Here is a 20,056-nt window from a genome sequence, read left to right as displayed (position 1 = left end):
GGGCGGCCGCCGGAGCAGGCGGCGAAGCGCACGCCGGCCGACCGCCCGCCCGCGCACGCCTGCCAGCCACCGCCGGCAGGCCGCCGGGGCCGCTCCGGTCCTAGCCGATGCGGCGGGAGCGGCCGCGGAGCTGCTCGGCGAGCTCGCGCCAGCCCTCCGCGCACTCCAGCGCGAGGTCGGCGACGACCGGGAGCAAGTGCGGCGGGATGTGCTGGAGTTCGGGCTCGGCCTGGTCCACCGAGGCCAGCCGCTGGTGCAGCCAGACCAGCAGCGCGCGGCCGTTGTCGGTGAACTTGAGCGACGGGTCGCGGCGCAGCCTGGCCAGCGCCGCGAACGAGCCGTCCGGCGTGCTGTCGCCACCGACCGGCAGGCGGCGCGGGCCGATCCGGTGCAGCTGCTGGTCAGCCGGGCGCGCGGCGCCCGGGGCCGGCGCGGCGACGGCGGCGTGCACGGCGGGCTGCGGGTGCGCGCCGACGGGCTTCGGGCGCTGGACCGGGCGGGCGGGCGCCACCGCCGGCTTCCCCGGCCCGTTCACCGGCAGCTTGCCCTGCACCTGGACCGGCCCCTGAACCGGCACCGGCCGCTGGGGCTGCACGTGCCGCTGCACCGGGTGCTGCGTGGCGTGCGGGGCGGTGTGCTGCGTGGCGTGCGCCTTGGTCTGCGCCGTGACGTGCTGAGTGGGGTGCTGCGTCGCGTGCGCCGTGGCGTGCTGGACCGGCCGCTGCACGGCCCCCTGCACCGCGCCCTGCATCGCGTGCTGCACGGCCCCCTGCACCGCGTGCGCCGTGGCGTGCTGGACCGGCCGCTGCACGGCCCCCTGCACCGCGCCCTGCATCGCGTGCTGCACGGCCCCCTGCACCGCGTGCGCCGAGCCGGCCCGCCGCTGCACCGGCACCGAGCCGCCGGCGCCCACACCCCGGTGCGCGACCGACCCGACGGACCCGACCGAGCCGACCGCCGCCGACCCCGCCGAGCCGACCGCGCACCGCTCGCCACAGCCGCGACCGCCCGTCGCCCCACTGCAGTTGTGCCGCGCACGGGCCACCCCGGCCCCCTCGCGCGCCCCCGCGCCCTCGCGGACGTGGCCCGCCGCACCGGCCGTCACCGACGCCGGCTCCAGCCCGCGGTTCACCCGGCTGCGCACCCCGTGCGCCGTCCCCAGCGAGACACCGGCCGCTCGCGCGATCTCGCGCAGCGAGGCGCCGGGCCGCTCGCTGATCACCTGGAGCACCCGCTGCCGCCCCGCGTCCGGGTTGACCGGCCGCAGCCGGCCGTCCCGGCCGACCCGGGTCGCCAGCTGGCTGCCCGCCCCCTCCGACCGCCGCCGGATCCCGCCGACCGTCTTCGCCGACAGCCCCGCGTTGAGCGCGATCGAGCGGTCGGACAGCTCGGGGCGCAGGCTGATGATGTGCTCGGCGGCGGCCTTGCGCTCCGCGATGCTCAGCGGCAGGCCGTACTCGTCGCCGGCCGTGTTCGCCTCCACGGCCCGGACGTACGCGTCCTGCGCCGACCCGTCGAAGTACTCGACGGCGATGGTCTCCTCGCCCCGCAGCCGGGCCGCCTGCAGCCGGTGCCGCCCATCGACCAGGGTCATGGTCTGACGGTGCACCAGGATCGGCGGCAGCTCGCCGGCGCTCTCGGCGAGCCGGGCGGCGTGCGCCGCGTCCTCGGCGATGAAGCGCGGCGACTCCCCGAGGCGCACGGAGTCGAGGGGGATACGGTCGGCAGCAGTCATGACGGCCCCTCTGTGGTGGAAGTCAGTGGCAGATCGCGGCGGGTGACGGTTCGCGATGCGGAGGTCGAACGCCCGGCGGTGGACGGCCGGCGAGACTCTCAGTCGCTCGTTGACGCGTTCAGGTCTCCTCAACACCGTTGCTGCCGCCGCTGATTCCCGATCCGCAGCACTCGGCTCCGGATGTTTGCGCGACCTTTGCCGGCCGGCCCCCACGCGGCCGCCGCTCGCCCCTGCCTCGTGTCCCCCTCGCCCTCCCCGACCAGCCACGACGGCGGGCGCGTACGGTGGTCGACCGGCACGGCCCACCACGTAACGGAGCACCCGATGACCGCGCAGCCCACCGTCTCCCTCGCCGATGAGTTCGTGTTGGCCCGCAAGGACGGCCGGGTCGGCCGGATCACCCTGAACCGGCCGCGCGCGATCAACGCGCTCAACCACGCGATGGTGCTGGCCCTGCACACCGTGCTGGCCGACTGGGAGCAGGACGAGCAGGTGGCCGCCGTGGTGATCACCGGCGCCGGCGAGCGGGGCCTGTGCGCGGGCGGTGACATCCGCTTCTTCCACGACGACGCCCGTTCCGGTGGCGACGCGGTGCGCGCGTTCTTCCGCGACGAGTACCGGCTGAACCGGCGGATCGCCCGCTACCCCAAGCCGTACGTCGCGGTGATGGACGGCCTGGTGCTCGGCGGCGGGGTCGGCGTCTCGGCCCACGGCAGCGTCCGGGTGGTCACCGAGCGCTCGGCGGTCGGCATGCCGGAGACCGCGATCGGCTTCGTCCCGGACGTCGGCGGCACGTGGCTGCTCGCCCGGGCCCCCGGCGAGCTGGGCACCCACCTGGCGCTGACCGCCGGCCGGATGACCGGGCCGGACGCCGTCCACTGCGGCTTCGCCGACCACTACCTGCCCGCGGACCGGCTGCCGGCCTTCACCGCCGCCCTCGCCGAGCTCGAACCGACCGCCGCCGTCGCCGAGTTCGCGCTGCCCGCCGCGCTCGTCCCGCCCGCTCCGCTCGCCGAGCAGCGCGACTGGATCGACCACTGCTACGCGTCCGACAGCGTCCCGGAGATCCTGCGCCGGCTCTTCGACACCGGGCTGCCCGAGGCCAAGGAGGCGGCCGAGCAGATCGCCGCCAAATCCCCCACCGCGCTGCGGATCACGCTGGCCGCGCTGCGCCGGGCCCGCTCGCTGCCGAGCCTGGAGGACGCGCTGGAACAGGAGTACCGGGTCTCCTGCAACGGCGTCTCCTCCCCGGACTTCGTCGAGGGCATCCGCGCGCAGGTCGTCGACAAGGACCGCAACCCCCGCTGGTCCCCGGCCACGCTGGCCGAGGTGACCGACGCCGCCGTCGAGCGCCACTTCGCCCCGGTCGTCCCGGGCCTCTTCTGAACCGGGCCTCTGCTGAAGCAGCCGGCCCGGGAGGCCCAGGGGAGCCGGGGAAACCCGGGAGTCCCGACCAACACCTCCATTACCACTGTGCCGCCGAGCCGCGGATGGCACGATGAAGCGGTGAACGCCACCCCGAGTCTCTACGCGATCAGCGACCTGCACGTGGCACACGCGGAGAACCGGGCCTTCGTCGCCGAGCGGCTGCACCCGCGCTCGCCGGGGGACTGGCTCCTGCTGGCCGGTGACGTCGGCGAGTTGACCCCGGACATCGAGTGGGCGCTGACGCTGCTCGCCGAGCGGTTCGAGCGGGTCGTCTGGGTGCCGGGCAACCACGAGCTGTGGACCCATCCCAAGGATCCCGAGCAACTGCGCGGCCAGGCGCGGTACGACAACCTGGTCGCGCTCTGCCGCCGCCTGGGCGTGCTCACCCCCGAGGACCCGTACGCCACCTGGGAGGGCCCCGGCGGTCCGGTGCTGCTCGCCCCGCTGTTCGTGCTGTACGACTACACCTTCCGGGCCCCGGGGACGCAGACCAAGGAGGAGTCGCTGGCCAAGGCGCACGAGGCCGGCGTCGTCTGCACCGACGAGTTCCTGCTGGATCCCCAGCCGTTCACCGCCATCGACGCCTGGTGCGCCGCCCGGCTGGAATACACGCTGGCCCGGCTGGAGGAGCACCGCGACGGTCCGCGCATGGTGCTGATCAACCACTTCCCGCTGAACCGCCGGCCCACCGAGGTGCTGCGCTACCCGGAGTTCGCCCAGTGGTGCGGCACGGTCTCCACGGCTGACTGGCACACCCGGTTCCCGGTCGATACGGTTGTATACGGACATCTGCATATCCCGAGGACGACCTGGTACGACGGCGTCCGGTTCGAAGAGGTGTCGCTCGGCTACCCGCGCGAACGCCGCTGGCGCCCGCCGGGCCGTGTCCCGCTGCGTCGAATCCTCCCGCACGGCACGGACCAGAGCTGACGCGCTGACGCGTTCCGCCGTCCCGCGTCGAACGTATTGCCAGGGCATCCCGCGAAGTTCACCATTCTGACAGGTCATGGACAACCCTGCCGCCCCCGACGGCGCCTACGCTCTTGCACCGCACCTCTCCGCGAGCCGGCCAATCGGGCCCGGTTCGTGCCGTCCCGGAACTCCTGGAGTCCTCATGCGTTCGAGGTCGCGTCTCGCTGCACTGTGTGCCGTCGCTGTGACGACAGCCATCTCCTTCTCCGCCGCCGTCTCCTCCGGTGGCTCCGCCGTCGCCGCTGCCGCCACCGGCAGCGTCCCGACCCCCTCGCACGTGGTCGTCGTCGTGGAGGAAAACCACTCCTTCGACGACATCATCGGAGACACCGCCGACGCCCCGTACATCAACTCGCTGGCCGACCAGGGGGCGCTGCTCACCTCCTCGTTCGGCGTCTCGCACCCCAGCGAGCCGAACTACATGGCGCTCTTCGGCGGCAGCACCTTCGGTCTCAGCTCGGACAAGTGCCCGGTCAGCGAGGGCACCAAGGCGAACCTCGGCTCCGAGCTGCTGGCCTCCGGCCACACCTTCAAGGGCTACTCCGAGGGCCTGCCCTCGGCCGGCTCCACCACCTGCACCTCGGGCGCCTACGCGCGCAAGCACGCGCCGTGGGTGAACTACAGCAACATCCCCGCCGCCGACCAGCAGCCGTTCACGGCGTTCCCGACGAACTTCAACTCGCTGCCCACCGTGTCGTTCGTGATCCCGAACCTGGACGACGACATGCACGACGGCAGCATCGCGCAGGGTGACAGCTGGCTGCAGGACAAGATGTCCGCCTACGCGACCTGGGCGCAGCAGAACAACAGCCTGCTGATCGTCACCTGGGACGAGGACGACTACACCGAGAGCAACCAGGTGCCCACCATCGTCTTCGGCGCCGGTGTCGCACAGGGCCAGTACGACGAGACGGTCAACCACTACAACGTGCTCGCCACCCTGGAGCAGATGTACGGGCTGACCAAGGTCGGCAACAGCGCGACCGCCGCGCCGATCACCGACATCTGGGGCTGATCTCGAGCAGAGCCCAGCAGACAGAGTCCAGCACGCATACCGGGCACCACCCGGTGCCCCCGGCCGCGCTTCCGCGTGCGGCCGGGGGCACCGGCTCGACCGAAGGAGCGTCCCCGCCATGCCGGACCCCGCCCCGGCCGACCCCGTCACGACGGACTCCGCCACGACAGCACCCGCCCCGGCCGACCCCGCCGCCCCCAGGCCGAGACCCTGGCTCGACGTCGCCCGCCGGCGGCCGCTGCGGGTCGCACTGGCCGGCCTGCTGCTGGCCGGCACCGCCGGTCTGATCGCCTCCGCGCCGGCCGGCGGCACGCCCGCACCGCCCGGCGGGCAGCTGACGGTGAACACCACGAGCTGCGGCACACCACCCGCCCAACTCCCGGCCGGCCCAATCGCGTTCAGCGTCACCAACAGCTCCAAGGTGTACGCGACGGTCTACCTCGTCTCGGCCGACGCGAGCCTCGCCTACGCCGAGATCACCTGGCTGGGCCCGGGCAAGACGCTCCCGCTGACCACCACCCTCACCGGCGGCGGTTACGCCGTCCGCTGTGTCTTCTCCAGCGGCCCGGTGCTCACCACCAGCCCGATCCAGGTCAGCGGCACCGCCGCCGGCGCGGTGGCCGGCTACCTGCCGATGAACGACAAGGAGCTGACCGACCCGGTCAACGCCTACCGCGCCTACGTCCAGGGGGCGTTGCCGAAGCTGGCCACCGACGCCAGGACGCTGGACGGCGACCTGACCCGGGGCGACCTGACCGCGGCCCGCACCGACTGGCTCACCGCGCACCTGGACTACGAGCGCCTCGGCGCCGCGTACCACTCGTTCGGCGACTACGACGACTCCCTCAACGGCATGGCCGACGGCCTGCCGCAGGGCGTCAACACGCCGGACTGGACCGGCTTCTTCGCGCTGGAGTACGGCCTGTGGCACGGTCGCAGCGCCGACCAGCTGCGCCCGCTCGGCAAGCAGCTGGTGAGCGACGCCGAGGGCCTGATCAACGACTTCCCCAGCGAGGACACCGACCCCGGGGACCTGCCGCTGCGCGCCCACGAGATCCTGGAGAACGCGCTCCAGTTCCAGCTGAACGGCATCGCCGACTACGGCAGCGGCAGCACGCTGGCCACCCTGGACGCCAACATCAAGGGCACCGAGGAGGTGCTCGGCGTGCTCGCCCCGGTGATCCAGCCGCGCGACGCCGCCCTGCTGACCCAGCTGGACAAGGCCCTGCCCGCGCTGGACGCCGAGGTGACGGCCACCAAGGCCGCCGACGGCTCCTGGACCCCGGCGGCCGCGCTGGGCGCCGCCGCGCGCCAGCGCCTCGACGGCGATCTCGGCGCGCTGCTGGAGCAACTGGCCGTTCTGCCCAACCTGCTGACCCCGAGGAATCACGCATGACCAGGCCGGACCCGCTCGACCCGACCGCCGACGCCGCCACGGCAGCCCCCGCCCAGTGCCCGATGACGGCCGGCCCGGCGCTGCGCCGCCGGTCCTTCCTGCGCGGCGCCTCGATCGGCACGGCTCTCGGCGCAGCACTGGGCACCGGCGCGCTGGCCGGCGCGTTCGCGGCGCACGCCGAGGACGCACCGGCGGCGCCGGGCCCGTCCGGCCGGACCATCCCGTTCCACGGCCCGCACCAGGCCGGCATCACCACCCCGCAGCAGGCCGCCGCGAGCTTCGTCTCGTTCGACGTGATCGCGCCCGACCGGGCCGGGCTCCAGCAGCTGCTGGGGATCCTGACCGACCGGGTCCGCGCCCTGACCGCAGGCGGCCCGGTGCCGGCGACCGACCTGGCCTCGCCGCCCACCGACAGCTCGACGCTCGGCCCGGTGCTGCCCTCCGACGGCCTGACCGTCACCGTGGGCGTCGGCGCCTCGCTCTTCGACGCCCGCTACGGCCTGGCCGCCCGCAAGCCCGCCAAGCTGGTCGAGATGCCCGCCTTCCCCGATGACAACCTGGTCGGCTCCAAGGAGCTGCACGGCGACCTCTCGCTGCAGATCTGCGCCGACTCGCAGGACACCGTGATGCACGCGCTGCGGGACATCACCCGGCACACCCGCGGCCTGATGCAGCCGATCTGGAAGGTCGACGGCTTCCACGCCGCACCGCGCCCGAGCGGCACCCCGCGCAACCAGCTCGGCTTCAAGGACGGCATAGCCAACCCGGACGTCAACGACCCGAAGACCACCGCCGCCCTGCTGTGGACCCACGGCGGCACGAACGGCGAACCGGCCTGGGTCGAGGGCGGCTCCTACCAGGTGATCCGGATCATCCGGATGCTGCTGGAGTTCTGGGACCGGGTCTCGCTGCACGAGCAGGAGACGATGATCGGCCGCCGCCGCGACTCCGGCGCCCCGCTGGACGGCACCACCGAGTCCGACATCCCGAACTACCCGGCCGACCCGCAGGGCCTGATCATCCCGATGACCGCACACATCCGGCTCTCCAACCCGCGCACCGCCGACACCGCCGACCAGCAGATCCTGCGGCGCGGCTACAACTACGAACGGGGCCTGGACCTGGACGGCAACCTGGACGTCGGCCTCGCCTTCTGCTGCTACCAGCAGGACGTGGCCCGGCAGTTCCAGGTCGTGCAGCAACGCCTCGCCGGTGAACCCCTGGTCGACTACATCTCGCCGACCGGCGGCGGCTACTTCTTCGCACTCCCGGGCGTCACCGGCCCCACCGACCGCTTCGGCTCAGGCCTGCTCGCCTGACCATCCGTCACGAGCACTGCGTGGCACCCCCGCCGGCCCGGGGGTGCCACGCGACAGACGTCAGACAGCAGTGACGTTGGCGGCGCTCGGACCCTTCTGTCCGTCCTGAATCTCGAACTGGACGTTCTGACCCTCGGCGAGGGTCTTGAATCCGGTGCCCTGGATCGCCGAGAAGTGGACGAACACGTCCTTACTGCCGTCCGCAGGGGTGATGAAGCCGAACCCCTTGCTCTCGTTGAACCACTTGACCTGTCCCTGCATCATCGACGACACCTGCATCCCCTCGATCGAGTCCCGATACCCCCAGCCGCGAAGCGACTCGGACTTCTTCGTCGTGCCCACGGAGTCGATCAGGCAACCCCGGGATCACGCCAACCTGTGGGTGGCGGACTTCGCCGCCACCCGGGCATGAGCCAGTCGCCTGATCGGAGGGGCAGGTCCTAGGTGGACTCGATGTCGTCCTCGTCGACATAGGCATCGGACCACTCAGGGACCTTGTAGAAGTGCTTGTACGAGCCGAGCGGCCAGGCGCAGGGGATCCACTGGCCGGGGCCGGCCTTGGCGTAGCGGCCCTTGACGACGTCCGGTGTGGCAGGGATCGGCACGCCCTCGCCGGCCTGGTGGAAGTTGCCGGGCATGAGGTACCCGGAGCTGTCCCAGTAGGCCCAGCCGCCCCGCTTGAAGCGGGCGGGGTAGGAGCGCGCCGGTGGCGGGGGCGGCGGCCGCCAGGCGGTCGGCGCCCCCGCCACCACGTTCCCGGTGAGCTGGGGGAGCCTGACCTCCCGCCGTTCCTTCGGGTCTGTTTCGGGACGGAGCAGAACGCACGTCATCGGGTTTTCGAGGACGCAGAGCGTGCCGTCGGCCGCCGTGGTCGCCGCTTCCCCGCCGGCGGTGAAGCGCCCCGTCTCCTTGAGGGTTTCGGCCTGCAGGATTCTGCCCTCACCTTGCACGAACACGAGGTACAGGTGCTGACCGTCGGTGGACAGGGCGATGTCCTGGGGCCGGCCCCCGCCGTCGTAGCGGGCCGTGACAGCGAGCGTGAGGGGGTTGAGGACGACGAGGGTCCCGGAGTTGCCGTGGAGGGCGTGCAGGCGGGTGCCGTCGGGGCTGGGCAGGAGCTTGACGCCGCTCGGGCCGTAGGCTTGCCCGCTGAAGTCCACCGCGTCGCCTGCCTTGCCCTCGGTCAGGACCGTCGCGCGCACCGCCAGGTTCCGGCCCCGGGACAGTCCGCCGTACAGGCGTCGGCCGTCCGCGCTCACCGCCAGGTGCCCGAGGTCGTCGGTGACGTCCTCGATGGTGCGGACCACCTTGTTCGTGGCCGTGTCGATCTCGGTCACCTCGCCGTTCCAGCCGGTCACGGCGAACAGGCGGCTGCCGTCGGCGGAGACGGTCAGGTCCCCCGCCCCGTTCGGCATCTCGATCTCGGCGGTGACGTCCAGCGACTCGGTGGCGACGACGAGGATCGCGAAGCCGCCGTACGCGGACCTGGCCGGGATGTAGAGGCGGCTGCCGTCGGGATGCGCAATCATCTCCCCGGGGCGCCGGCCCGGCACCCGCGCGGTTCCGACCAGAGCGCCGGCCACCGGGTCGATCACCGACAGGGCGAACGTCTCCCCTCCGCCCGGCACCAAGGGGGCCGGGCCGTCCTCAAAGGAGGGCGGGGCCGAGCCGTCCTGAACCGCATAGAAGTGGTAAGTGGCAGAGCCAGTCACGCAGCTGTTCCTTTCCTGAGTCGTCGGGGCAGAGAGATCCTGGTCCGGGCATGCCCGCTTCAAACTCCACACGCCTCGGGGCGCCTGCGGTACGCAGCATCAGGCGGCCGGGATCTCGTCAGCGACGCCCTGCGCGGGGTGGGTTCACTTGCGCTGGAGCTTCATCTCGTCGTCGCGGATCCAGTCGTAGTGGCCGCCACCGCCGCCCGCCACCGGGGTCTCGTAGTAGGTGTGGCCGTCCCACTTCGTGGCGCTGCCGGTGAGCTTGACGCACTGGTTCTTGCGCCAGCGCCCACCCAGGTCGGTGAAGCCGGTGACCTCGTTCCACGTCCTGATCCAGTCGGTCAGCTGCAGGTTGGGCTCGCCATAGATCCGGATGTCGGCCCGCCAGGCACGGGACAGGTCCTTGGTCGCCCTGGCGTCGCAGTTCACGTTCTCGGCGACGTCCCGCAGCTGGTCCAGGTCCACGGTGTAGCCCTCCGTGTACCCGTTGGACTCCCTGCGGACCACCGCGTAGGCGAACTGCTTGTACACCGCCCCCTTCTCGTTCTCCTTGGCGATGCTCCAGCTCCCGTCCCAGCCCGTGTACCAGCCCGGGGGGTACCGGTTCTCGTCCATCTCGATGAAGCAGGTGTCCTTCGCGATGGTGTCCGCCGTGCCGCCGGCCCTGCGGAAACCACCGTCAGAACGCTTCAGGTAGGCGATGGCCTTCACCTTCGTCCACGCCACGCAGGACGCCGCTCGCGGCTGCGCGTCGGCCATGGCCACCGGACTGCCGGCCAACCCGACCAGGACGGCCGTCGCCGCGACAGCCGAAACACTGCGGTACCTCACGGGAACTCCCCACCACGCGACCGATAGTTGAGACACCAGAACAACCGGCACCAAGATCGAAAGGTCACGCGCGACCCGCGCGGCTCACCAGCAGCAGCGGCAACAACCGGGCTGAAAAACAGCAGCACCCCGGCCAATCGAACTGGCCGGGGTGCTGCACTGCTTGGTCAGAGGGGTCTTCCCGCCTCGTTCCGGGTGGGGCGCCAGGGGCTCGAACCCTGAACCTACGGATTAAAAGTCCGCAGCTCTGCCGATTGAGCTAGCGCCCCGTTGGCCGGTGCGACCACCGTGGTGGTACGGCACCTGCCGGGACGATCCTACCCGGTGATCCCCAGGCATTGGCCAGTGGATATCCGCCCGCTCGGGTCACGATCGCCCGTACCGACGGATCGTCAGCCGACCGGTAGGGCCAGATGGGCCAGTCGGACCCGGCGCAGCCAGTCCTCCACCGGTGCCTCGTCCGGGGTCTGTGGGAGGGCGCCGGGGCGGTCCAGTCGGCGCTCGGCGTCGGCGAGCAGTGGTTCGGCGAGCTCGGGGTGGTCGGCGATCCGCTCGCCGAGGTCGCGCACCCGCTCGGGGTCGGCGAGGCGGATCGTCAGCTCGCCGGTCTCGTGCAGGCCGACCGCCTGCTCGACCAGCCGCACCAGGTGGCGGGCGTGCTTGGCGGCCCGGGCCCGGGTCTCGGGCTGCGCGCGGTCGCGGCCGAGCAGCTTGCGGAACTGCTGGCCCGCGTAGCCGAGATACGCGCCGCGGACGGCCGGCGCGCTCAGCAGGCTGCGCCGCAGGCCGATCAGCTCCTCCCCGAGCGGCGTCCTGACCTCGTACAACTCATCGGGCAGCCAGACCAGTTCGGATACCGTCGGATTGCACACCAGGGCCAGCCGGCACCACTTCGCGGCCTCGTGCCAGGTCTGGTCCGGCTCGGTGCGCACCACCGACTCGGCCGGCCGGCGCAGCCCGTGCAGCTCCTCGGTGGGCACGGCGAAGACGCCGAGCCGGTCCACGTCCGATTCGGGCCGCGCCAGCCCGTACGCGGTCGATCCGACGACGCCGGACAGCAGTATCCGCATGACTCCCCCTTCGATGCGGTGATGGCCCGCGCCGCCAGTCTCGCCCGCCCCACCCGGCCGCCGCGAACGATTTCCGCCGCTCCGGGTGCCCGGCCGGGCGCGCCATCTACTGACACGGCGTCAGATACATCAGCCGAGATGGCCAGGCGATGGTGACACGGCAGCCGGAACGGGGCAGGATCAGGGAGGGGGTCGAGGGGAACCGGCGGAAGTCCGGGGGAAGTCCAAACGAAGTCCGGGGGGACGGCGATGGGCGAGCAGAGCCAGACCGCACTGATGATCTGCTGGTGGATGGGGCTGGTGCTGCTGGTCGCGGGAGTCCCGACGACGGCGCTGCGCCTGACCCGGTTCGCCCGGCGGGGCTTGCAGGTGCAGGGCAGCGTGGTGCGGGTGCTGGTGCAGCGGCGGAACGGGTCGGCCTCGGTGCTGCCGGTGGTGCGGTTCACCGATCCGGCCAGCGAGCGGGAGATCACCGGCGCGCCGGCCTCCGGCCGGGTGCCGCAGGTCGGGTGGCCGGGGCAGGCGATCTCCGTGCGCTATCTGCCGGGGGCGCCGGAGGTCTTCCAGGTGGGGCCGCAGACCGGCGTGTCCGACGCGTTCCTCGGCAGTCTGCTGGTGATGACGCTCGGCTCGATCGCGCTGGTGCTGACCCGCTGGACCGATCCGGACGCGATCGCGACCAGCGCCGTGCTCGCCGCCTCGGCCGTCGCGCTGGGCGCCGCGACCGCGCTGGGGCACCGGGCCGGCGACTTCGAACGGCAGCGGCTGCTCGGCAGCAAGGGGGTCGTCACGCCCGCCCGGGTGGTCGGCACGCTGGTGGTGGACGGCGGCGCGGAGGCCGCGCACCGCTACCACCCGGTGCTGCGGTTCACGGCGGCCGGCGGCGAGCAGGTGACCGGGGTCGATCTGGCCACGCACGGCAGCCGGCGGTACGAGCCGAGCGGGGAGCACGAGACGGTGCCGGTGCGGCACCTGCCCGAGGACCCGCTGCTGTTCCGGGTCGAGGGCCCGACCGAGCCGTCGGCGGCGGCGGGCCTGGCCCGGCGGGCGCGGCGGGCCGCACTGGCGCCGAACGCGGTGGGCCTGCTCGCCGTGCTGACCTGCTGCGGGATCCTGATCACCGTCGGCGCCTCGCTCGCCGGGCGCTGAGTAGGCATCGAGCGGTGAGCGGACGGTCGGCCCGACGGCTGTCAGTCGCGCGCCGCGCCGAACCGCTGCTCGAACGCCGTCCGGTTCGCGGAGACCGGCTTCCGGTCCCAGACCGCGAACACCAGCTGGTCGAACGCCGCCCCGAAGGTCTCCAGCCCCACCGCGAACGCCTCGGCGACCTGCGCCGGGTCGTTGGCGAACACCCCGCACCCCCAGGCTCCCAGCACCAGCCGCCGCATCCCGTGCCGCGCCGCCACCGCCAGCACCCGGGCGGACCGCTCGGCCAGCAGCTCGGCGATCTCGGGCGAGCCCGGTCCGGGCAGTGAACGCGCCGCGAGCTGACCGGCGTTGGGCGCGGGCGAGGTCAGGAACGAGACGCGGTGCGAGCGCGCGAGCAGCTCACCTCGCTCGTCACGGATCACCGGGACCTCCGGCGAGAAGATCACCCGGTGGCTGTACCGCAGGTCGTCACTGGCGCGGTGCGCGGCGTAGTAGTCCGGCGCGCCGATCAGGCACTCGTACAGCAGCGCGCTGCGGCACAGGTCCTCCTCCTGGGCCCGCGCCCCGCGCAGGTAGCCACCGCCCGGGTTGCGCGCCGAGGCGAAGTTGAGCACCGCGAGGCCCTCCTCGCCGCCGTCCCGCACCAGCCGCGCGGCGGCCTGCATGCTGCCCTCCGCGGTGACCTCGACCAGCGGACAGCCGGGGCCGGCCGGCGGCAGCTCGCGCAGCACCGCCGCCAGCGCGTCGGCGGTGTCCTGCGGTCCGTACGAGACGGTGTCGGCGCGTGCCGCCGCGAGCGCCGCGGCGATCTCCACCTCGGCTCCGCCCGCCGCGCGGTAGCCGCCCCGCTCGGCGATCTCCTCGTTCTCCCTGGCCATCTGACGCACTCTGCTGCTCATCTGACCGACCGTAAGGGCTACGGGTCCGCTCGGCCACCGAGTTATCGCCAAAGTGACGCAAAGGCGGCGGGCCCGCCCCACCGAAGTGGAGCGGGCCCGCCGGGAACTACCTGTCAGTCGCCTGACTGCTGCGTGTCAGCTCTTCCAACGCGGCTTGCGGTCGCCGCCGTTGAAGCTGCTGCCGCCGCCGCGGTTGTCGCGGTCACCGAACGAACGGCCGCCGCGGTTGTCACGGTCACCGAACGAGGAGCCACCCTGCGGACGGCCACCCGAGCGGTGGTCGTCACGGCGGGCGAACGGACGGCTGGTGCTGCCGGCGCCGCCGCCACGGTTGTCGCGGTCACCGAACGAACGGGCCGGACGGTCACCGAAGGAACGCGAGCCACGGTCGTCACGGTCACGACCAGCGCCACCACCGAAGCCACCGCCACGGTTGTCGCGGTCACCGAACGAACGCGAGCCACGGTCATCGCGGTCACGACCAGCGCCACCACCGAAGCCACCACCGCGGTTGTCACGGTCACCGAACGAACGCGAGCCACGGTCGTCACGGTCACGACCAGCGCCACCACCGAAGCCACCGCCACGGTTGTCGCGGTCACCGAACGAACGGGCCGGACGGTCACCGAAGGAACGCGAGCCACGGTCGTCACGGTCACGACCAGCGCCACCACCGAAGCCACCACCGCGGTTGTCACGGTCACCGAACGAACGGGCCGGACGGTCACCGAACGAGCGCGAGCCACGGTCATCGCGGTCACGACCGCCACCGAAGCCACCGCCACGGTTGTCGCGGTCACCGAACGAACGGCCGCCGCGGTTGTCACGGTCACGGTCGCCGTACGACGGACGCTCGTTGCGGGCCTCGCGGTACGCCGGGGTCCGCTCCTCGCGCGGCTCGCGGACCTCGCGGACCGGCGCCTCGGCGACGACGGCCGCCTCGGTGCCCTCGCCCTCGGCCGCGGCCTCGGCCGGCTCCTCGTCCACGATGCCCAGGTCGGCCCGCTCGCGCGCCGCACGGGCGGCGAGGCGGTCGGCCTCCTCGCGCAGCTCGTTCGCACGACGCTGCGCGCGCTCCAGCTGGCGGGTCATCTCGGCGATCTCGCGCTCCGCCGCACCGGCGATGCCCGCGGCGCTCTCGGCCTGGACCTCGATCAGCGAACGGGCGCCGGTGATCTTGGCGACCTCGGCGTCGAAGGCGTGGTCCAGGATGTGGCGCGAGGCATCGACGCCCGCGTCCTCCATCAGGCGGAAGACGCCACGGCGCTGGTGCGGCAGGACCAGCGTCACGACGGCGCCGGAGCGGCCGGCGCGAGCGGTACGGCCGGAGCGGTGCAGGTAGTCCTTGTGGTCACCGGCCGGGTCCACGTTCAGCACCAGGTCGATGCCGTCCACGTGGATGCCGCGGGCGGCGACGTCGGTGGCGACGACGACGTTGACGTAACCGTCCTTGAAGTCGCCCAGCACCCGGGTACGGGCGCCCTGGGTCATACCGCCGTGCAGCGCGTCGGCCTTCACGCCGGCCTCGATCAGCTGCTCGGCGACCCGGTCCGCGCCCATCTGGGTGCGGACGAAGATGATCGTGCGGCCCTTGCGAGCGGCGATCGCGTTGGTGATCGGCGCCTTGTCCTTGGGCTTCACCACGAGGATGTGGTGGGTCATGGTGGTGACCGCGCCCTGGGCCGCGTCGACCTCGTGGGTGACCGGGTTGCTCAGGTAGCGCTTGACCAGGCTGTCGATCTCGTTCTCCAGGGTGGCGGAGAAGAGCAGGCGCTGGCCGCCGGTCGGCACCTGGTCGAGGATCTCGGTGACCTCGGGCAGGAAGCCCATGTCGGCCATCTGGTCGGCCTCGTCGAGCACGACGGTCTGGACGTCGGCCAGCTTGGCGGTGCCGCGGTTGATCAGGTCACGCAGGCGGCCGGGGGTGGCGACCAGGACGTCGACACCGCGCTCCAGCGCGTAGATCTGGTTCGACATCGAGGTGCCACCGCAGACGACCTTGAGCTTGAGGCCGAGCACCGAGCCGAACGGCTCCAGCGCGTCGGCGACCTGCATGGCCAGCTCGCGGGTCGGGACCAGGATCAGGCCGCGCGGGTGCTTGGGCTTGGTGCGCTCGCCGTCGGCGAGGCGGGTGAGCAGCGGCAGACCGAAGCTCAGCGTCTTGCCGGAGCCGGTGCGGCCACGGCCCAGCACGTCTTTGCCGGCCAGCGCGTCCGGGATGGTCGCGGCCTGGATCGGGAACGGGGTGGTGACACCGCGCTTGGCGAGGGCACGCACGACGTCGTCGTGCAGGCCGAGGTCGCCGAAGGTGATGGTGGGCTCGGCCTCGACGGCGTCGGCCTCGGGGGCCTCGACCTCGGTGGCGTCGGTGGTGTCGTTGGTGGCGTCGATGTCGGCGTCGATCAGGTCGGCGGCGGCGATGGCCTCGTCCTGGGCGTCAGCGGGCATGACGAAGCGGGCGTCGTCAACGAGAGACAATGCAAAACCTTCCGGAAGTGGCACGCGCCTAAGTCCGGGGTTCTGACTTACAACCGCCTCTATGCGGTCAGCCACGGATCGCCGGAACGCGCCAAGGGCGCCAGATGAATAATGGGGCGCCAGTCAAATGGATCAAACGAACGATCTCCCACCATAGACGAGCCGTAGGTCCGAAGGCAAATGCTCTGGCCAACTCTCTAATGTGAGCTGGAACCCACTCCTCCGGCAGCGGATCCGCTGCCGCCGCCTGCGGGCGCCGAGGCGCTCGGGGAGGCCGAGGGGTGGCCGCCGGTGCCACCGGCCGTACCGCCGCCACTGCCACCCGTGCCACCGCCCGAGCCGCCCGAGCCGCCGGTGGTCGGACCGGCCGACGTCCCCGGGGTGGCGCCGGTGCCGCCGGAGCCGGCTCCCGAGCCGCCACCGGCCCCCGCGCTCGGCGAGGCCCCGCCACCGCCCGTGGTGCCGTGCGAGCCGCCCGAAGCACCGCCGGCGCCCGTCCCGCTCCCGCCGCTCCCGCTGCCGCCTCCGCTCCCCGCGCTCGGCGCGCCGGACGTGCCCTGCGTGCTCCCGCCGGCACCGGCCCCGCCGCCCGCAGTGCCGCCCCCGCCGCCGGCGCTCGCGCCGCCGCCGGACGCCCCCGACCCGTCCGCAGCCCGTCCGCCGCCGGCCGCCCCCGCGCCACCGGACGCGCCCCCTGCGGGCTCGGCAGGACCGACCGGCACCGCCACCACGCCCGGGGGCACCGACACGCCCGGTGCGGGCGACACACCCGGGCTCGGGTCGCTGACCGGCGCCACCCCGGGCCCCGCCACCCCGTCGCCCGCCGCGACCGCGCCGCCCGGAGCCACCGAGCCGCTCTCGCCCTTCGCCCCGCCACCCCGCTCCGCGTGCGCGCCGGTCCCCGGCCGGGTCTGGCCCGCGACGGCTCCGGCCGAGGGCTTGGCGGACGGGTTCGCGTGCCCCGAGGCGTGCCCGGCGGGCACCTGGTCGGCGCTGGGCCCGACCTCCATGCAGCCCGCGGCGCTCAGCCCGGCCAGCGCCAGCATCGCCGTCCGCAGCAGCACTCCCCGGGCCGAACGCCCCGCCGCGCCTCCCCCCGCCCGCGCGCATCCGCCCGAACGTCCGCTCGACCCCGTCGTGCCCATTGCCGCCGCCTCTCGCGCACCCCACCCCGGCCGCACCGACCGCACAGCCGTTTCGGTGCCCAACGCCCGGCCCGCCCCCTGGACACGGCCCCGCCCGCAAACCCGACCGCCACCCCGCTGCGCCACGCCCGCGCGCCACCCCACCCCGCGCGCCCCCGGCCGGATCCCGCATCACCTGGCAGACCCTCACCCCGCGCCCGACAATGGCCCCGTGGACATGACCCGGGACGACTTCGAGACGCTGGTCAGCGACGCCCTCGACCAGATCCCCCCGCAGCTCGCGGCGATGATGGACAACGTGGCCGTCTTCGTCGAGGACGAGCCCGACCCCGCCACGCCCGACCTGCTCGGCCTCTACGAGGGCACCCCGCTGACCGAACGCGGCGAGTGGTACGCCGGCGTGCTGCCCGACCGGATCATCGTCTACCGCGGTCCGACCCTGCGCCTGTGCGAGACCCGCGAGCTGGTCATCGCCGAGGTCCGCACCACGGTGATCCACGAAGTCGCCCACCACTTCGGCTTCGACGACCACGAACTCCACGAGCTGGGCTGGTCCTGACCCCGCCTCGGCCCACCCGTGCGAAACCCGTTTTGGCGTTCCAGCCCAGATCCCATATGCTTCTCAACGTCCCCGACCGCTGGATCCCAGCCGGGCGGGCCGCAAGCCCTCATCGTCTAGTGGCCCAGGACGTCGCCCTTTCAAGGCGGTAGCACGGGTTCGAATCCCGTTGGGGGCACGGCAGTACCAGCAGTACGCGGTAAACGTAGTAAAGTTCAGGGTCGCAAGGCTCTGTCGAGGTCCTGTGGAGCAGTTGGTTAGCTCGCCACCCTGTCAAGGTGGAGGTCGCGGGTTCAAGTCCCGTCAGGATCGCTCATCCCGCAAGGGATGGTGCAGTACGGCCAGGTAGCTCAGTTGGTACGAGCGTCCGCCTGAAAAGCGGAAGGTCGCCGGTTCGACCCCGGCCCTGGCCACAGAGTACGACCGGAACGATGCCCCGAAGCGATTCGCTCGGGGCATTTTTCATGCCCGCTTCCATGCGCCCTCCCATGGCCACTGCCAGAGCCGCATCGGGCCCAGGCGGTTGCCGACCCAGACCCGGCGTCGTCCGGACCCGCCCTCGACGCCGGCTCAAGCTCCGACTCCGGCCGGCGCCGGAGCTGCCCTACCGACACCGCCCGAACCGCAGCAGCCCGCCCGCGCCCGGTCTCTCCCAAGGCCCACCCGGGAAAACCCCCGGAAAACGCGGAGAGGGCCGGTACCGCGCGATAAACGCGGTACCGGCCCTCACTGCCGGCTATTCGCCGGGCAGCCGCAAACGCTTAGCTTGAAATTAAAGGTCGCCCCTTGGCTGTGTAGCCGAGGGGCTGTCCCTTATGTGTTGAGTTTTGCCGACGGGGTGGCGGGGTGCGGGGCTGCTGGTGCGGCCGCGAGGGCGGCCGGGGCCGGGGCGGGTGGCTTTCGGCGGTTTCGCGGGTGTGCCCAGGATCTTGCGGAGTCGGGGATAGCCGCGGCGGACCCGGCCGGGGGTGAGTTGATCTTGATTGAGGGGTTTCTCCCAGGGGCGGCGCAGGTCGTCGGTGAGGGGTCGGGCGAGGCGGAGCTGGGTGTATGCGGCCAGGATGAGCCAGACCCAGCGGTCGGCCTGGTCGGGGTTGCGCAGGCGGGGACGGGTCATCCCGAGGGACTGCTTCCAGAATCTGAAGGTGTGTTCGATGTCGAATCTTCTGAGGAAGATCCTCCACAGTCGGTCGACGTCGTGGGCTGTGGCGTCCGGGTCGGAGTGCCACAGCCATAGCGGCTTGGGGTCGCGGTTGCCGGGCAGGTGCTCGACCTGGAGGTGGACCAACGTGCCCTCGACGTTGGGCAGTTCGCCTATGTGATCGTGCCAGCCGCCCTGGCGGCGTTCCAGTTTGGGGTGCAGGCGTCCCCAAGCGCGGGCGGTCACGGCGCCGTACCGGTCGTGGCGGCTGGCCGATTCCTGGACGGGGGTGGCGTGGGTGGCCGGGTCGTCGAGCCGGAACCCCTCACCGTGACGGGGCCGGCGGCCGGGCCGGTCACCCTTGCGGCGGCCGGGCGGCTGGTACATGACCCGGTTGGCGCGGATGCGCCCGAGCAGCCGGACCGGTGCGTCGCGCAGCAGCCACGTCAACCGCACGATGTCGTAGCCGGAGTCCAGGACGATCAACACCTCGGGGTCGTCCTCGCGCCACTGCCCGGTCTGCCGCAGACGTAGGAGCAGGTCGCGGATCTGGGCGGCCGTGACCTCGGTAGGGTCGTCGTCAGGGGTGAGACGGACCGCGTCCAGGGGGCCGGTCCACGAGGAGCGTCCTGCGCCCAGCGCGACGGCGACCTGATAGGGCCAGCCCGGGATCGTCCGGCGGACCCCGTCGCACCGGCACGGCCGGTAGCAGTGCAGCCTGTCCGGGGAGCACTCCGCGTCCGGCCGCGGCCACGGTGTCACGTCGAGCGCGATCGAGAGCTGCCCGTCCGCGCCACGCGGAAGCGCGAGGCCGGCCAGGGCGATGCGCAGCCGGGCCACGTCCAGGCGGCCACGGGCGAGGGCGTCGTACATCGCTCCATGCCCGCGCCGGTGCACTGCCTCCAAGGAGAGCTCCGGCAGCGACACCACCGGGCCACCGGCGCACAGCACCGCGTCCGCCAGCTCGAACAAGGCATCAGCCCGCAAGGTCAGGCAGGAGTAGAACTCGCGGCGGAACCGCGACAACGCGGTCAGGGCCTCGACGCGCGCGGCGTCGTCTTGCAGACTGTCCATCACGGCCTTTGGGTAGATCCGTTGTCGACTTCAGCGAGAAGACACGATCACGCAAAGGCCGCCCAGCTGTCAGGCGAACGACGAACCCCGCCAAGAAATGATCTTGGCGGGGTTTAATTTCAAGCTTAGA

At 72.6% G+C, this 20,056-nt stretch carries 16 protein-coding genes and 4 tRNA genes; 10 read left to right on the top strand and 10 right to left on the bottom strand.

Features of this window, described 5'->3' with window-relative positions; all coding sequences use genetic code 11:
* Positions 1 to 100: 100 nt before the first annotated feature.
* Positions 101 to 1,735 carry a ParB and winged helix-turn-helix domain-containing protein gene (locus AC060L_RS33960; RefSeq protein WP_483802832.1) on the bottom strand — a complete coding sequence of 545 codons (1,635 nt, stop codon included), beginning with the start codon at positions 1,733 to 1,735 and terminating at the stop codon, positions 101 to 103.
* 324 nt (positions 1,736 to 2,059) lie between these two features.
* Between AC060L_RS33960 and AC060L_RS33955 the strand changes: the two genes are divergently transcribed.
* The 5 genes from AC060L_RS33955 to efeB all read left to right on the top strand — a co-directional run bounded on the left by AC060L_RS33955 (position 2,060) and on the right by efeB (position 7,865).
* Positions 2,060 to 3,121: an enoyl-CoA hydratase/isomerase family protein gene (locus AC060L_RS33955; protein ID WP_483802831.1), complete on the top strand. Its 1,062-nt coding sequence runs from the start codon at positions 2,060 to 2,062 to the stop codon at positions 3,119 to 3,121.
* Between the two features lie 87 nt (positions 3,122 to 3,208).
* Complete coding sequence (locus tag AC060L_RS33950) at positions 3,209 to 4,093, top strand: metallophosphoesterase family protein (RefSeq protein WP_483802830.1); 885 nt, start codon at positions 3,209 to 3,211, stop codon at positions 4,091 to 4,093.
* A gap of 226 nt (positions 4,094 to 4,319) precedes the next feature.
* Positions 4,320 to 5,150: an alkaline phosphatase family protein gene (locus tag AC060L_RS33945; protein ID WP_483802829.1), complete on the top strand. Its 831-nt coding sequence runs from the start codon at positions 4,320 to 4,322 to the stop codon at positions 5,148 to 5,150.
* Between the two features lie 118 nt (positions 5,151 to 5,268).
* On the top strand, positions 5,269 to 6,546 hold the full coding sequence (locus AC060L_RS33940; protein ID WP_483802828.1) for an EfeM/EfeO family lipoprotein: 1,278 nt from the start codon (positions 5,269 to 5,271) through the stop codon (positions 6,544 to 6,546).
* Positions 6,547 to 6,608: 62 nt separating this feature from the next.
* The gene (gene efeB / locus AC060L_RS33935; protein WP_483802865.1) at positions 6,609 to 7,865 is read left to right on the top strand and encodes an iron uptake transporter deferrochelatase/peroxidase subunit; all 1,257 of its coding nucleotides are present in this window, start codon (positions 6,609 to 6,611) and stop codon (positions 7,863 to 7,865) included.
* A gap of 60 nt (positions 7,866 to 7,925) precedes the next feature.
* On the opposite strand, the gene cspE is transcribed toward efeB, so the two are convergent.
* The 5 genes from cspE to AC060L_RS33910 all read right to left on the bottom strand — a co-directional run bounded on the left by cspE (position 7,926) and on the right by AC060L_RS33910 (position 11,481).
* Positions 7,926 to 8,129: a transcription antiterminator/RNA stability regulator CspE gene (gene cspE, locus AC060L_RS33930; protein ID WP_483802864.1), complete on the bottom strand. Its 204-nt coding sequence runs from the start codon at positions 8,127 to 8,129 to the stop codon at positions 7,926 to 7,928.
* A gap of 176 nt (positions 8,130 to 8,305) precedes the next feature.
* Positions 8,306 to 9,577: a YncE family protein gene (locus AC060L_RS33925; RefSeq protein ID WP_483802827.1), complete on the bottom strand. Its 1,272-nt coding sequence runs from the start codon at positions 9,575 to 9,577 to the stop codon at positions 8,306 to 8,308.
* A gap of 144 nt (positions 9,578 to 9,721) precedes the next feature.
* On the bottom strand, positions 9,722 to 10,411 hold the full coding sequence (locus AC060L_RS33920) for a hypothetical protein (RefSeq protein ID WP_483802826.1): 690 nt from the start codon (positions 10,409 to 10,411) through the stop codon (positions 9,722 to 9,724).
* 196 nt (positions 10,412 to 10,607) lie between these two features.
* Positions 10,608 to 10,680, bottom strand: a tRNA-Lys gene (locus AC060L_RS33915).
* Positions 10,681 to 10,803: 123 nt separating this feature from the next.
* Positions 10,804 to 11,481 carry a nucleotidyltransferase domain-containing protein gene (locus AC060L_RS33910; protein WP_483802825.1) on the bottom strand — a complete coding sequence of 226 codons (678 nt, stop codon included), beginning with the start codon at positions 11,479 to 11,481 and terminating at the stop codon, positions 10,804 to 10,806.
* 249 nt (positions 11,482 to 11,730) lie between these two features.
* On the opposite strand from AC060L_RS33910, the gene AC060L_RS33905 reads away from it, so the two are divergent.
* Complete coding sequence (locus AC060L_RS33905) at positions 11,731 to 12,630, top strand: DUF3592 domain-containing protein (RefSeq protein WP_483802824.1); 900 nt, start codon at positions 11,731 to 11,733, stop codon at positions 12,628 to 12,630.
* Positions 12,631 to 12,671: 41 nt separating this feature from the next.
* Here the strand turns inward: AC060L_RS33905 and AC060L_RS33900 are convergent, their stop codons facing one another.
* From AC060L_RS33900 to AC060L_RS33890, 3 genes are all read right to left on the bottom strand, one after another.
* Entirely contained in the window at positions 12,672 to 13,529 is an 858-nt protein-coding gene (locus AC060L_RS33900; protein WP_483802823.1) for a TIGR02452 family protein, read from the bottom strand.
* Positions 13,530 to 13,664: 135 nt separating this feature from the next.
* On the bottom strand, positions 13,665 to 15,977 hold the full coding sequence (locus AC060L_RS33895) for a DEAD/DEAH box helicase (protein WP_483802863.1): 2,313 nt from the start codon (positions 15,975 to 15,977) through the stop codon (positions 13,665 to 13,667).
* 227 nt (positions 15,978 to 16,204) lie between these two features.
* Positions 16,205 to 17,071, bottom strand: coding sequence for a hypothetical protein (locus AC060L_RS33890; RefSeq protein WP_483802822.1), 867 nt, complete (start codon positions 17,069 to 17,071; stop codon positions 16,205 to 16,207).
* Between the two features lie 298 nt (positions 17,072 to 17,369).
* On the opposite strand from AC060L_RS33890, the gene AC060L_RS33885 reads away from it, so the two are divergent.
* The 4 genes from AC060L_RS33885 (at position 17,370) to AC060L_RS33870 (ending at position 18,124) form a co-directional block, all read left to right on the top strand.
* Positions 17,370 to 17,711, top strand: coding sequence for a metallopeptidase family protein (locus tag AC060L_RS33885; protein ID WP_483802862.1), 342 nt, complete (start codon positions 17,370 to 17,372; stop codon positions 17,709 to 17,711).
* 105 nt (positions 17,712 to 17,816) lie between these two features.
* Positions 17,817 to 17,889 (top strand) — tRNA-Glu (locus AC060L_RS33880).
* Between the two features lie 60 nt (positions 17,890 to 17,949).
* Positions 17,950 to 18,023, top strand: a tRNA-Asp gene (locus tag AC060L_RS33875).
* A 27-nt stretch (positions 18,024 to 18,050) separates the two neighbouring features.
* Positions 18,051 to 18,124: transfer RNA gene (locus AC060L_RS33870), tRNA-Phe, on the top strand.
* A gap of 359 nt (positions 18,125 to 18,483) precedes the next feature.
* Here AC060L_RS33870 and AC060L_RS33865 read toward each other — a convergent pair.
* Positions 18,484 to 19,926, bottom strand: a complete 1,443-nt coding sequence (locus tag AC060L_RS33865; RefSeq protein WP_483797048.1) for an NF041680 family putative transposase — start codon at positions 19,924 to 19,926, stop codon at positions 18,484 to 18,486.
* Between the last annotated feature and the right edge of the window lie 130 nt (positions 19,927 to 20,056).

It is taken from the genome of Kitasatospora sp. NEAU-69, from assembly GCF_057158765.1.
This window is presented reverse-complemented; position numbering and strand designations above follow the sequence as displayed.

Coding starts and splice junctions, on each gene's coding strand:
- AC060L_RS33900 (WP_483802823.1), bottom strand. CDS start 13,529: ATGAGCAGCAGAGTGCGTCAGATGGCCAGGGAGAACGAGGAGATCGCC.
- AC060L_RS33955 (WP_483802831.1), top strand. CDS start 2,060: ATGACCGCGCAGCCCACCGTCTCCCTCGCCGATGAGTTCGTGTTGGCC.
- AC060L_RS33910 (WP_483802825.1), bottom strand. CDS start 11,481: ATGCGGATACTGCTGTCCGGCGTCGTCGGATCGACCGCGTACGGGCTG.
- AC060L_RS33865 (WP_483797048.1), bottom strand. CDS start 19,926: ATGGACAGTCTGCAAGACGACGCCGCGCGCGTCGAGGCCCTGACCGCG.
- AC060L_RS33905 (WP_483802824.1), top strand. CDS start 11,731: ATGGGCGAGCAGAGCCAGACCGCACTGATGATCTGCTGGTGGATGGGG.
- cspE (WP_483802864.1), bottom strand. CDS start 8,129: ATGATGCAGGGACAGGTCAAGTGGTTCAACGAGAGCAAGGGGTTCGGC.
- AC060L_RS33885 (WP_483802862.1), top strand. CDS start 17,370: ATGACCCGGGACGACTTCGAGACGCTGGTCAGCGACGCCCTCGACCAG.
- efeB (WP_483802865.1), top strand. CDS start 6,609: ATGACGGCCGGCCCGGCGCTGCGCCGCCGGTCCTTCCTGCGCGGCGCC.
- AC060L_RS33895 (WP_483802863.1), bottom strand. CDS start 15,977: ATGCCCGCTGACGCCCAGGACGAGGCCATCGCCGCCGCCGACCTGATC.
- AC060L_RS33940 (WP_483802828.1), top strand. CDS start 5,269: ATGCCGGACCCCGCCCCGGCCGACCCCGTCACGACGGACTCCGCCACG.
- AC060L_RS33960 (WP_483802832.1), bottom strand. CDS start 1,735: ATGACTGCTGCCGACCGTATCCCCCTCGACTCCGTGCGCCTCGGGGAG.